The following is a 13,925-nucleotide window of genomic DNA, read 5'->3' as shown; positions in this document are numbered from 1 at the left end:
ACCTGGGCCTTAAGGCAGCAACAGGCATCAACCCAAACATCAGCGTTCAAAGCCTCCTCGTGAAGCCTGACATTGCCCAGCAGCAGTTTGATGCTGAAGCAGCCCAGGCAACCACCATGACATCTGGAGGCTCCACAACTACCGTGGATGGAGGAACATCAGGGGGCGGCTTATCAACGGATGGCGACGGCACAGCGGGTGGTGATGGTGATGCAAGCAATGGGACAGGAGATAGCCAGACCACTGTCCTGCGTAGGTTTTATGGCAACGTCGATATCGATGCAATGCGGATCAACCGCGATACACCGGCGATCGCTAATGAGGTCATCCAGCATCTCACTGCTCTAAACGGTGCCAAGGTCAAAATCACGCTCGAAATCGAAGCAGAGATTCCTGATGGGGTACCGGATGATGTCGTTCGTACTGTGACAGAGAACTGCCGGACACTGAAGTTTAAAAGTCAGTCGTTTGAGCAGGAATGATAAAAGGAAAAGCTACTTAACCACGACAAAAAATCTACCACTTCTTCCCCAACAGCTCCCTTCCCTTCGAGAAATGATAAAAGCCTCCACCCAGTGTGCGGCACTGGTTTTCTAAGAGGGCATATTTTGAAACCCTCTACTGGACAACAATTCAGAGATCGTTAAAGGACGAGAAGCTAGTCCTATGGCCATCGCAGGAGTCACTCCCTTGGCTAGACCGCAGTGGGGTCTGACCCAGGCGTGAACCAGTCGCTGCACATCCAAGACTCTCTGCAATCCTGCCTGATTTTTGGCGTAAAGGTTCTGACGCCTGCGATACGCACTACATCGCTGCCTCATGGCTGCATTATGTGCCTCATTATGGTTCGCATGAACCTCGCTTGATGCACTAAACCAATGTCCCACCCGGAGATGGAATATTTTCTAAGACAGAACAACGGCACAAACCTGCATCTGTCCTTGCGCCCAACGATGCTCTAAGCTGAGGCGATCGCCCGAAAACTAAAACTCAATACCTGGCTGAGCTTTAACCCCCTGTTCCCGAAATGGATGTTTTACGAGCGTCATTTCTGTGACCAGATCGGCATGGTCAATGATGGACTGGGGCGCACCCCGTCCGGTCAGGATCACGTGGGAATCCTCTGGCTTTTGGGCTAAATCGCTCAAAATGACCTCTGGAGCAAGATAGCCATGCTTAAGGGCAACGTTGACCTCATCCAGTAGAACGAGCTTAAATTCAGGATTGTGAATGTAGTGGAGAGCGGTTTCCCAGGCTTCTTCCGCTTTTGCGATATCCCGTGCCCGATCCTGGGTTTCCCAGGTAAAGCCCTCGCCCATGGCGTGAAAGACCAGTTGAGGAGGTTCTCCCGTTGTCCACGGGGCCAACGATGCCTTTTCCGCAGGTTCCCAGGCTCCTTTAATGAACTGCACGATCGCCACCCGAAAGCCATGACCGAGCGATCGCAATACCATGCCCAGTGCCGCAGTCGTCTTCCCTTTGCCGTTGCCTGTATTGACAATAATGAGTCCTTTTTCAAGGGTTCGTTCGGCTAAACGCTGTTCTTGAACTTCTTTACGACGCTGCATTTTGCGGCGATACTGCTCGTCACTCAGTCCAGGCGTGATGCCCTCTTCGTCCAGTTGTCGTGCTTCTTGATCGGCTTGAGGCGTAATTGCGTTAGTCTTCATAACGTTATTTTTTGAGGAGACGTTTTAGGATAACGCATAATGTGCTCCTGTATCCATGCCTGGAGACTGAGCCACTCGTGCCGATCGATGAAAAAATCGCCCAGACGCTCGACGACTTGCAACAATAGAAACGTATTCTTTTCAGAACAACTGTTGATAACGAGGTTCGTCAGCGATGTTGCAGGTGTTTGCCGATCGAGGTGGTACGTTTACTGATTTAGTTGTTGTAACTGATAATCCAGCGATCGCCCATCGTCTTTCGGATCAGCCTCGGTTTCAAGTCACACCCCTTCCCGATCAACAGTGGGTGATTGTCTATAAACTGCTATCAGAACAACCCGATCGCTACAAAGATGCGGTAATTCAAGGCATTCGGGATATCCTCGGTCTTTCATCCACTGATCCGATTCCGTCAGGGGTGATCGCAGGTGTCAAAATGGGAACCACCGTCACAACCAATGCCCTACTCGAACGAAAGGGCGATCGCACAGTCTTTGTCACCACACAAGGATTTCGGGATGCGTTGCGGATTGGCTATCAGAATCGTCCAAATATCTTTGCACGACAGATTGTGCTGCCGGAAATGCTTTATGAGCGGGTGGTTGAGGTTAATGAGCGCTACACGGCAGAGGGAGAAGAACGGGTTTCCCTCACGCCGGGCGAGATAGATCGAGTCACACAGCAATTACAGGCAGCCTACGACGACGGAATTCGCAGTTGTGCGATCGTCTTTCTCCACGGCTATCGCTATCCAGAACATGAAAGAGAAATAGGGGCGATCGCCCGTCAGATTGGCTTCCCGCAAGTCTCAATCTCCCATGAAGTCAGTCCCCTAATGAAGTTTGTTAGTCGTGGCGATACTACCGTTTTAGATGCCTATCTTTCTCCGATTCTGCGTCGCTATGTAAATCAGATAACTTCTGCTCTTGATCCCGTTGAACCGACAGAAACACACCGTCCCAAATTGGAGTTTATGAAATCCGACGGTGGACTTACAGACGCCCATCTGTTCCAGGGCAAAGACAGCATTCTCTCCGGCCCAGCGGGGGGCATTGTTGGGGCGGTCAAAACTAGCCTCAGAGCAGGATTTGATAAAATCATCGGTTTCGATATGGGCGGAACGTCTACTGATGTCTCTCACTTTAACGGGGAATACGAGCGCGTCTTTGAAACGGAGGTAGCAGGGGTGCGGCTTCGTGCCCCAATGCTGTCTATTCACACCGTTGCGGCTGGAGGGGGATCCATTCTCTTTTTTGATGGAGCGCGATATCGAGTGGGGCCAGAGTCTGCCGGAGCCAATCCGGGGCCAGCCTGCTATCGCCAAGGAGGGCCATTGACCGTGACGGACTGCAACGTGATGTTGGGCAAACTCCAACCGGAGTTTTTTCCGAACGTCTTTGGCGCAACGGGGGATCTCCCTTTAGATCAAGAAATTGTGAAACAAGCCTTTGCAAAACAGACCACTGAAATCGAAGCCAAGACAGGCGATCGCCGCTCTCCAGAACAGGTTGCCGCAGGCTATTTAGCGATCGCCATCGATAAAATGGCAAATGCCATCAAAAAGATCTCGGTACAGCGGGGATATGACATTACCGAATATACGCTGTGCTGCTTTGGCGGGGCAGGAGGACAGCACGCCTGTTTAATTGCCGATGCGCTGGGCATGACCCAGATCTTTCTCCATCCCTATGCGGGCGTTCTCTCGGCCTACGGTATTGGTCTCGCCGACGTTCGATCGCTCAACGAGAAAGCCGTAGAAGCAGAGTTAAATCTAGATGTGTTATCCTCGCTTCAGCACATCATAGATACTCTATCTCAGGAAGGACAAGCCGAAGTTCTCCAGCAGGGAATTGATCGAGAGCGATTAGAAACTCGACCTAAAGTCCATCTGCGCTATGCCGGAACCGACTCATCGCTTCTGGTTCCGTTTGGCGATCTAGAGGATATGCAATCGCACTTTGAGCAAAACCATCAGCAGCGCTACGGATTTATCGTTCCCCATAAAGCGTTGATTGTGGAGGCTGTATCTGTAGAAGTGATTGGGCGATCACCTTCCCTCGAAGAATCAAAACTCTGGACAAAAAGAGAGTCCCTACTCACGCCGATCGCTACGGTCTCGGTCTATACCCACGATCAATGGCACGAAGCTCCAGTCTACCAGCGCAATGATCTCCGTCCGGGCGATCGCATTGATGGAGTCGCGCTCATTCTTGAAGCTACCGGAACCAATGTTGTTGAACCCGGATGGAGTGCGACGTTGACCGAACGCAATGCCTTGGTTCTACAAAAAGCCAAGCAGATAGAATTCTCGGCTGCATCGCGAAATCACGAAACAGACCATTCAACGCCCGACCCCGTTATGCTAGAGATTTTCAACAATCTCTTTCAGGCGATCGCTGACGAGATGGGCATCACCCTCCAAAACACCAGCTATTCCGTCAACATCAAAGAAAGGCTCGATTTCTCCTGTGCGCTGTTTGACGATAACGGCCAACTCGTTGCCAATGCGCCCCACATCCCGGTTCACCTTGGTTCCATGAGTGAAAGTGTTGGTAGCCTAATCCAATCCAAGGGAGACACTTTGAAACCAGGCGATGTCTACGTTTCCAACAATCCCTATAACGGAGGAACCCACCTACCGGATATTACCGTAATCACGCCTGTCTTTCTAGAAGGCGATCGCCCTACTTTCTATGTCGCCTCACGAGGCCATCATGCTGATATTGGCGGCATCACGCCCGGTTCTATGCCGCCCTACAGCACCTCTATCGATCAAGAAGGGGTGTTATTGGATAACGTTCAACTCGTTAAGCAGGGTGAATTCTGCGAGGAAGAAATTTGCCAACGTCTAACCAGCAGTATCTATCCTGCTCGGAATCCCGATCAAAATATTGCCGACCTCCAAGCCCAAATTGCGGCTAATGAGCGAGGTGGTCAGGAACTCCAGCGCATTGTTGAACACTTTGGCCTACCCACCGTTCAAGCCTATATGCACCACGTTCAAGATAATGCAACTGCTTCTGTACAACGAGTGATCGAAAAACTCCACGATGGACAGTTCACCTATGTCATGGATGATGGCAGTACCATCAATGTTCAGGTGACGATCGACAACCAAAACCGTACTGCCCACATCGACTTTACGGGAACCTCTCCGCAAAAGTCTACGAATTTAAATGCACCGCTAGCCATTACGAAGGCTGTTGTACTCTACGTCTTCCGTAGCCTTGTCGATGACGATATTCCCCTCAATGCAGGCTGTCTCAAACCGCTTAAAATTACGATTCCCGACGGCTGTATGCTCAATCCCGCCTATCCGGCTGCGGTCGTTGCTGGAAATGTGGAAACGTCCCAGGCGATCGCCAATGCCCTTTACGGGGCGCTAGGGGTCATGGCCGCTGCCCAAGGCACGATGAACAATTTCACCTTTGGCAACGAGAAACACCAATACTACGAAACGATTTGCGGCGGTTCGGGCGCAGGTGCAACCTTTGATGGCACCGATGCCGTTCAGACCCACATGACCAATTCTCGTCTTACTGATCCAGAGGTGCTGGAGTGGCGGTTTCCTGTCCTTGTGGAGGAATTCTCGATTCGGGAGAACAGTGGTGGACAAGGACAGCATCGCGGTGGAAATGGAGTTGTGCGCCGCATCCAATTCCGCGAGGCGATGACGGCTGCCATTCTGTCGGGACACCGCAGGGTTGCACCGTTTGGGCTTCAGGGTGGACAACCTGGAAAAACGGGACATAATTGGGTTGCGCGGCAGGATGGCACGGTAGAGGAATTGTCGGGCTGTGCAGAGGTAGACGTATCATCGGGAGATTCGTTTGTGGTGGAAACGCCTGGAGGCGGTGGGTTTGGGATGTATAGCGCTAGCCATATCGGTTAGGACATTTTGGTGGGGCGGCTTCGCCGCCCCACCAAAATGTCCATGTCCTAAGCTAGCTGGCAACAGCTATAAGAGAGGGTTCAGATCTGCGACTTCTCTGATGATTCTGATCAGCAACGGTTGGGACGTTGACCAGAAGTCGCAGATCTCAGATTCCCTCTAACTCTGTTGGAGATTCGGATGAGAACCAAAGTACTCTGGCGTAAACATACCGTGCAATCCATAAGGAACATGGTGCTTCAGCCGTAGACGAGCGATCGCTCCCTTCCCGAAATCCTGAGCATCCAAAATTACTAACTCTGAACACTCTTTTTCGGCGTTGAAACAGAGAGAGAGTACCCAACCCTCGTCTTCAGGGGCTTCGGAATTATGGGGCGATCGCGGCACAAAAATCGGTTCACCAATAAATCCACGCGGAGCCGCACTCCAGAGTTGGCGATCGCCGGACTCCAGATCCACTTTCATAATTGCTTGCAGGGGCGCATTTCCTTCTGGGGCGTGGGTTGCACCGATATAAAAATAGCGATAGGGACGACCCACCAACCCCGGATGGACAACCGGAAATTCACATCCACGCTGATCTAACTGCTGACGTTCTACCGTCCCTTTCTCTAAGTTCATGCAGAATCGCCAGAGTTGACCGGGCGGAATTCGGGCAAACTTGACCTCGCGGAAATCCTCATCCGATCGCACCCTGGGGAAGTCTGCGTAACACACCGAATCGAGCACAATCTGACCGTCTTGCTCGAAGGCATTGACATGGTGGAAGACAAAGCCCGCCTGGGTTGTGAAGCTTTGCACCGAGCCGTTGCTATGACGCGGAATCACCAAAAGCTTTGTGGGTTGGCGATGATCTACGGATAGACATTCGGCAGCGCTGCGCAGACCGAGCGCCATCGGGAGAGGATTAAACGCGATTGGATTCTGGAGAAAAATACAGTAGTTGGGCGTGATTGCAAAATCATGAATGAACGCAAAGCCCGGAACGGAATGGGCGTGACGCTCTACAATCTCTCCCGCCTGGTTGAGTTCAAAAACTGTAATCGTGGTGGACAGTCCCGGTTTAATCGAAAAGTTCACCATCCGGGGTGCGCCACCGTCTGCCGCGCAGGAGGGATCAAACCGAGGATGGGCGGCAAAGGCTTCCCCGTGCTGTAACTGACCGTCAAATCGCTCAATCCCTAGGGTTTCTAAGGTCTGTGGATTGAGGCAATAGGGTTCTGCCGCTTCCCAAAGGGCTAGCAACTTTCCACCCCAATAAACGACGTGGGTGTTCGCGATGTTTTTCAACTTAAAGTCAAAGGCGTTTGCCAACCATCCCCCAGCCTTTTCGGTGCCAAAGACGCCACGATAGAGAATCCGTCCGGCTTTTTGTTCTGCGACGTAGCCCTCTGTTCGCACGTAGCGATTCTGAAAATGGGCTTTGCCGTCCTTAAAGGCGATCGCACACACCATGCCATCTCCATCAAAGGGATGCTGAATCGGTTGACCGTTTACATCAAGCAATCCAGGCCCATTACGAAAGAGTGTTCCTTCGAGATCGGCTGGAATCGCACCTTCTATATCATCAATCCAGTAAGTATATTCGTCCCGCAACGACTCATAGCCTTTCTGCCAATCCTCTAGGGAATAGGACAGGTTGGACGCACTCAAGGAACTCGGATCAACGGAGAGACTTTGCATAAATAGATATGAAAACGAGCAGACGGTTTGCAAATGTGGACGGATGAAACAGGCTAGATAGTTAGTTCGGGTGTCCCTCAAGCACTGGTTCTGGAGACTCGACGATCGGGTATCCTTCCTCAATGTCGTCTGGATTGATATCCCCAGACGGTAGCCACCTGATAAACAGCAAGGGAAACAGCGTTGTTACATTCGTTAATATAACTAACAGCCACAGGTTTTCAAAGTTGGTTTCCGTAACGCCCATGATGTAGGTCAGGCCAGCCCCCAACTCGTGGGAAATCATGCCTGCGAGGTTAAAGACCGACATCAACAGGGCAAAGAGAGTCGCTTCCACCCCTTTTGGACAAAGACGCGCTGCCAATACCAGCACAGGCATAAAGGCAATTTGCCCCATGACGGTCAAGACCAAGCTATCGCCTAAGCTGAACCAGTAATCATCAATCCCGATCGCCCGGTTTGCGTGGGTTACAAGCAGGAGAGCTGTCATGCCCAACAGCGCAGAGAGGATGGTCGTCCAGGCAAAAATTTGACGGAACGGAACGCTACGGAAAAAACGCTGGAAGAGCCAAATCCCAATGAGGGAAGCAACGCTTGTCACTAGGCGAACTCGTCCCAAAAATTCTGGTTCAAACCCTAATTCGTTGGTGGTGAAGAAGAAGAAAGCGGATTCTGCGGTTGGGGTCGCCTGCCAGATGAACACGAAGGCCGTAGGGAGGAGAATGGCAGGACGAGACACCGCTTTCCACAAGTCTCTCATCTGTTGCTGTACGACCGTCCACTCCGAGGAGTGATCCACCTTGGCCTCGGTCACCAGTCCTGCCACTAACGTCACGATCAGGGGGAAGATGGCCGTAATTCCAAAGACGATTTGGGTGCTGAACTGCTGGAGGAGAAATCCACTCAAGTAAGCGGTCAGCAGTCCTCCAAAGGCCGATGCGCCCCAGGAGATTGATTGGAGTGAACCTGCTTTTTCAATGGACTCTCGCCGCGCCCGTTCCACCACGATCGAGTCTACGATCACATCACTCACTGCTACGGACAGGGAGTTGAGGGTCATGGCTAGGGTTGCAGCCCACGCAGAATGGATCACGGTAGCCATCGCCAACCAGCATCCTGTCCCCAGGAGTCCGGCTAGAACCAGGTAGGGGCGACGACGATAGCCGAAGATGGGTAACCCATCGGAGAGAAACCCAAACAGGGGTTTAATGACCCAAGGCAGCGCTGCGATACCGAGTAGGGCTGAGGTTTGGGCAGGCGTGAGTCCTAAATCGTCTTTCAGAAAGAAGCTAACCGCTAAGCGCGATATACCTAAAACCCCTTGAACGAGATACACCAACAAGATGGCGAGAAGTTCGGGGGTTGGCTCGTTGCCAAATAAGATCTTGTCTCGAATAAATGCTTTAATTTTTACCCCCAAGGATTGAGGGCGATCGCCCAAATCTGGTGAAGAAGCGGTCATGCAAAAACTGATAATGACTATTAAGAAATATCAACATTTTTAACCATGTTAACTTGCCTGATTGGAAGATGCTGCCATCGCAAGATGGAGATTTGCTTAATTTTCCCGATCAGAAGAGGCTAAGTTGGGTGTCGGGCTGCTGAATCTGGTTCCAGGGTAGGGGCGGAACCGCAATGGATTGTGCTTCTAGGCACGCTTGAAAATGACGAGCGATCGCAGGGGAGTGAACTTCCTGAGGGCAATGTACGAAGAAATAGATCCGAGTTCCCTGCTTGAGCCACTGGCTGACCTGATGAACCCACTCATCGAGATAACCCTGGTTCATCGATAGGGTGGGGTGGCTAATGTAGCGAACAATGGTGAACGGAGCCGTTACGTCTGCGGCTAGGGGAACTTGAGGCTTCCGCCGTTCGGACGCGATTTGCGGATCCTCCGGACAGTTGTAGATCGGTCGCGTATCCAGCACAATTCGCCCAACTTGGAATTCCCGCAGCATCTCGTTCAACGCCTGGGCGGCTTTACTGAACCAGTCTAAATGGCGCACTTCGACCGCTAGGGGATGGCGATCGCCCCATCCCTTCAGAAAATTCCGCAAATCCTCTAAATACTGTACCCCGTAGCTGGGGGGCAGTTGTAGCATCAAGGGGCCAAGCCGAGATCCTAGCAAATCCATGTGTTCTAAAAAGGCGATCGCGTTGGTGACGTAGGGAGCGATCGCCCCTTGATGGCTAATGGTTTTCGGTAGCTTCAGGCAAAACTGAAAGTCTGGAGGGGTTTCCGTTGCCCAGCGCTGCACCATGTTCTTACCGGGAACCGAATAGAAAGTAGTGTTGCCTTCTACGGTTGTTAAGCGTTCGCTATAGAGGCGTAGAAAATCGGAGGAACGACTTCCTAGAGGGAAAAAGTCACCAACCCAGTCTTTATACGCCCAAACCGCACATCCGAGGAAAAACTGTCTCATGATCCAATGATGCCAAATGCTCAAAACACCTGAGTTCTAGGCATCATCCTGGTCAACATCCTCACCCTCGCCCTCAAGCTCACCCGCAGGCTTATTCATCTCGTCCTTAAAGCCCCGGAGCGTTTTACCCAGTGCTCCCCCCAGTTCCGGAATCTTTTTCGGCCCAAAAATTAACAGAGCGATAAATGCAATGATTGCAATTTCAGGCCAACCCAAACCAAACATAGCGTTCTCCTCCGCGTTTCAAGCCCTCTAAAAGATAATAGCCCCTCACCTCTCGTTGGCGAAGGGCTATTGATTAAATTGCTAACTCAACAGATTCGTTTAGGTTAACCAAATCGACTCGCTGTTGAGGCAATGAGGAAGGCAGCGTAGGTCAGGACATAGCCAACTGTGAAGTGAGCTAGACCAACCAAGCGAGCTTGAACGATGGACAGTGCAACCGGCTTGTCCTTCCAGCGAACCAAGTTTGCCAGAGGCGTACGCTCGTGCGCCCATACAATCGTTTCGATCAGCTCTTGCCAGTATCCTCTCCAGGAGATGAGGAACATGAAGCCCGTTGCCCAAACTAGGTGTCCAAAGAGGAACATCCAAGCCCAAACCGACAGGTTGTTCATGCCAAACGGGTTATAACCGTTAATCAACTGGGACGAGTTCAGCCACAGGTAGTCACGCAGCCAGCCCATGATCGTCGGAGACGCTTCATTGAACTGAGCCACGTTCCCTTGCCAAATTCCCAGGTGCTTCCAGTGCCAGTAGAAGGTAACCCAACCAATGGTGTTCAACATCCAGAACATGGCGAGGTAGAACGCATCCCAAGCAGAGATGTCGCACGTACCGCCACGACCGGGGCCGTCACAAGGGAAGCTATAGCCGAAGTCTTTCTTGTCCGGCATCAGTTTCGATCCACGAGCATCCAACGCACCCTTAACGAGAATCAGAGTGGTGGTGTGCAGACCGAGGGCGATCGCATGGTGAACCAAGAAGTCACCAGGGCCGATCGTGAGGAACAAGGAGTTCGTTCCAGAGTTGATGGCATCCAGCCAGCCGCCTAACCAGACGTTGCCGTGGTTTGGCCAAGCTGTTGTTGCCAAGCTGTCAGGATTAGACAGCAGCGTGTCAAATCCATACAGTGCTTTACCGTGAGACGCTTGAATCCACTGTGCAAACACAGGTTCAATCAAGATCTGCTTCTCAGGCGTACCAAACGCTTGCATAACGTCGTTGTGGACGTACAAGCCCAAGGTATGGAAGCCGAGGAACAGCGATACCCAGCTCAAGTGGGAGATAATCGCTTCCTTGTGCTCCAGCACGCGACCCAACACGTTGTCCTTGTTGGCATTGTGGTCGTAGTCGCGAACCAAGAAGATCGCACCATGGGCAAACGCACCAACCATAATGAAGCCAGCAATGTACTGGTGGTGGGTGTAAAGCGCTGCCTGGGTGGTGTAATCCCGTGCCATGAAGGCATAGGGAGGTAGGGAGTACATGTGCTGAGCCACCAAGGAGGTGACAACGCCCAGAGATGCCAGTGCCAAAGCAAGCTGGAAGTGCAAGGAGTTGTTCAGCGTATCGTACAAACCCTCATGACCTTTACCCAACAGACCACCAAAGGGAGTGCCTTCAGGAGGACGGTGGGACTTCAGGATGTCGCGGATGCTGTGACCGATGCCAAAGTTGGTACGGTACATGTGACCCGCAATGATGAAGATCACGGCGATCGCCAAGTGGTGATGCGCCATATCCGTGAGCCATAGAGACTCGGTTTGAGGGTGGAATCCACCCAAGAAGGTCAGAATTGCAGTACCTGCGCCTTGGCTCGTACCAAAAACATGACCTGCGGTATCTGGGTTTTGAGCATATACGCCCCAGTTTCCGGTGAAGAAAGGCATCAATCCGGCGGGATGGGGAGGTGTAGACAGGAAGTTGTCCCAGCCTACATGCTGACCACGGGACTCAGGGATCGCTACGTGAACTAGGTGACCTGTCCAGGCCAAGGAGCTAACGCCAAACAATCCAGCCAAGTGGTGATTCAGGCGAGATTCTGCGTTCTTGAACCAGGACAAGCTCGGACGGAACTTGGGCTGGAGATGCAACCAACCTGCGAACAGGAAGATTGCCGACAGAATCATCAGGAATACAGCCCCGGTATACAAGTCTGCATTGGAGCGCATGCCGATGGTGTACCACCAGTGGTAAACCCCAGAGTACGCAATGTTGACAGGATTGGAAGCTCCGGCTTGCGTGAATGCATCAACCGCAGGCTTACCAAAGTGGGGATCCCAAATTGCATGGGCAATTGGGCGAACGTTCAGAGGATCTTTGATCCACTGCTCGAAGTTGCCTTGCCAAGCGACGTGGAACAGGTTGCCAGACGTCCAGAGGAAAATGATTGCCAGGTGGCCGAAGTGGGAAGCAAAAATCTTTTGATAAAGATTCTCTTCCGTCATGCCATCGTGGCTTTCAAAGTCGTGAGCGGTGGCAATCCCGTACCAGATCCGGCGTGTAGTCGGGTCTTGTGCCAGGTCTTGGCTAAATTTCGGGAATTTAGTTGCCATAAGTCTTAACGAAATCTCCTCTCGCTCATCCAACAGCAATGATTCGAGCCAGGAAGAATGCCCACGTTGTGACAATTCCTCCTAAGAGGTAGTGAGCTACCCCTACAGCACGACCCTGAGTAATGCTCAGAGCACGAGGCTGAATAGCTGGGGCAACCTTTAGCTTGTTGTGAGCCCAAACAATAGACTCAATCAACTCTTGCCAGTAGCCACGACCACTGAACAAGAACATCAGGCTGAATGCCCAGATAAAGTGAGCACCCAAGAACAGCAAACCATAGGCAGACAGAGCAGAACCGTAGGAACCGATTACTTGAGCTGCCTGTGCCCAGAGGAAGTCACGAAGCCATCCATTGATGGTCAGCGCGCTTTGGGCAAAGTTGCCACCCGTGATGTGAGACACGGTGCCATCCGGGGAAACCGTACCCCATACATCCGACTGCATCTTCCAACTGAAGTGGAAAATCACAATCGATAAGGAGTTGTACATCCAGAATAATCCCAAGAAGACATGATCCCAACCGGATACTTGGCAAGTACCACCCCGACCAGGGCCGTCGCAAGGGAAACGGAATCCAAGCTCACCCTTATCTGGAATTAGACGAGAGCTACGAGCAAAGAGGACACCTTTCAGCAGAATGAGAACGGTAACGTGAATGGTGAACGCATGGATATGGTGCACCATAAAGTCCGCCGTACCGAGTTGAATCGGCATCATTGCAACCTTACCGGCAACGGAGACAACATCACCGCCGAAGGCAAAGCTAGCAGGGCCAGTGGCAAAGGGTGCCGTTGCACCCGGTGCAGCAGTGTGCAGACTTTGAATCCACTGAGCAAACACAGGCTGGAGCTGAATCGCAGAGTCAGAGAACATATCCTCTGGACGACCCAACGCCCGCATGGTGTCGTTGTGGATGTATAAACCAAAGCTATGGAAGCCCAGGAAAATACAAACCCAATTTAGGTGAGAGATGATTGCATCACGGTGACGCAATACCCGATCAAGCAAGTTATTGACGTTCTTCGCCGGATCGTAATCACGAACCATGAAGATTGCCCCGTGGGCACCTGCACCAACGATTAGGAAGCCCCCGATCCACATGTGGTGGGTAAACAGCGAAATCTGCGTGGGGTAGTCGGTTGCGAGGTAGGGGTAGGGTGGCATGGCATACATATGCTGCGCCACGATAATGGTGAGGGAACCCAACAACGCTAGGTTAATCGCGAGTTGAGCGTGCCAAGAGGTCGTCAGAATTTCATATAGACCCTTGTGTCCTTCACCCGTGAAGGGACCTTTATGCCCTTCGAGGATTTCCTTCATACTGTGGCCAATGCCCCAGTTGGTGCGGTACATATGACCCGCAATGATGAACAGAACAGCGATCGCCACGTGGTGATGCGCGGTATCCGATAGCCACAGACCACCAGTCACGGGGTTTAGACCGCCTTTGAAGGTTAGGAAATCAGAGTATTCTGCCCAGTTGAGCGTGAAGAATGGAGTAATCCCTTTTGCAAAGCTGGGGTACAGCTCTGCCATCAAGCTCTTATCCAAGATGAACTCATGGGGTAGTGGAATGTCCTTCGGAGCCACTCCAGCATCCAAGAGTTTATTAATGGGCAAAGAAACATGAATCTGGTGGCCAGCCCAACCGAGCGAACCCAGACCCAGCAAGCCTGCTAGGTGGTGGTTCATCATGGA

The 13,925-nt window shown here is 51.9% G+C and carries 9 protein-coding genes and 1 pseudogene; 2 read left to right on the top strand and 8 right to left on the bottom strand.

Annotated elements, in window-relative coordinates:
• A partial coding sequence (locus IGR76_11390) for an AAA+ family ATPase (protein MBF2079092.1) occupies window positions 1–482 on the top strand: 482 nt, incomplete at its 5' end.
• Window positions 483–593: 111 nt separating this feature from the next.
• Here the strand turns inward: IGR76_11390 and IGR76_11385 are convergent.
• Window positions 594–863: pseudogene (locus IGR76_11385) on the bottom strand (IS1 family transposase).
• 120 nt (window positions 864–983) lie between these two features.
• Window positions 984–1,670 (bottom strand): cob(I)yrinic acid a,c-diamide adenosyltransferase, encoded by a 687-nt coding sequence (gene cobO, locus IGR76_11380; GenBank protein ID MBF2079091.1) that lies wholly within the window; start codon window positions 1,668–1,670, stop codon window positions 984–986.
• A gap of 175 nt (window positions 1,671–1,845) precedes the next feature.
• Here cobO and IGR76_11375 point away from each other — a divergent pair, with 175 nt between their 5' ends.
• Complete coding sequence (locus tag IGR76_11375) at window positions 1,846–5,562, top strand: hydantoinase B/oxoprolinase family protein (GenBank protein ID MBF2079090.1); 3,717 nt, start codon at window positions 1,846–1,848, stop codon at window positions 5,560–5,562.
• Between the two features lie 159 nt (window positions 5,563–5,721).
• Here the strand turns inward: IGR76_11375 and IGR76_11370 are convergent, their stop codons facing one another.
• From IGR76_11370 to psaA, 6 genes are all read right to left on the bottom strand, one after another.
• Window positions 5,722–7,245: a carotenoid oxygenase family protein gene (locus IGR76_11370; GenBank protein ID MBF2079089.1), complete on the bottom strand. Its 1,524-nt coding sequence runs from the start codon at window positions 7,243–7,245 to the stop codon at window positions 5,722–5,724.
• Window positions 7,246–7,306: 61 nt separating this feature from the next.
• Window positions 7,307–8,707: a folate/biopterin family MFS transporter gene (locus IGR76_11365; GenBank protein ID MBF2079088.1), complete on the bottom strand. Its 1,401-nt coding sequence runs from the start codon at window positions 8,705–8,707 to the stop codon at window positions 7,307–7,309.
• A gap of 109 nt (window positions 8,708–8,816) precedes the next feature.
• Window positions 8,817–9,668 (bottom strand): DUF72 domain-containing protein, encoded by an 852-nt coding sequence (locus IGR76_11360; GenBank protein ID MBF2079087.1) that lies wholly within the window; start codon window positions 9,666–9,668, stop codon window positions 8,817–8,819.
• A gap of 36 nt (window positions 9,669–9,704) precedes the next feature.
• Window positions 9,705–9,893 carry a twin-arginine translocase TatA/TatE family subunit gene (gene tatA / locus IGR76_11355; GenBank protein ID MBF2079086.1) on the bottom strand — a complete coding sequence of 63 codons (189 nt, stop codon included), beginning with the start codon at window positions 9,891–9,893 and terminating at the stop codon, window positions 9,705–9,707.
• 104 nt (window positions 9,894–9,997) lie between these two features.
• Window positions 9,998–12,226, bottom strand: a complete 2,229-nt coding sequence (psaB, locus tag IGR76_11350) for a photosystem I core protein PsaB (protein ID MBF2079085.1) — start codon at window positions 12,224–12,226, stop codon at window positions 9,998–10,000.
• 25 nt (window positions 12,227–12,251) lie between these two features.
• Window positions 12,252–13,925 (bottom strand): photosystem I core protein PsaA (gene psaA, locus IGR76_11345; GenBank protein MBF2079084.1); only part of this gene is annotated, 1,674 nt, incomplete at its 5' end.

Origin of the sequence: Synechococcales cyanobacterium T60_A2020_003, from assembly GCA_015272205.1 — a bacterium.
In the GTDB taxonomy this organism is placed as follows: domain Bacteria; phylum Cyanobacteriota; class Cyanobacteriia; order RECH01; family RECH01; genus JACYMB01.
This window is presented reverse-complemented; position numbering and strand designations above follow the sequence as displayed.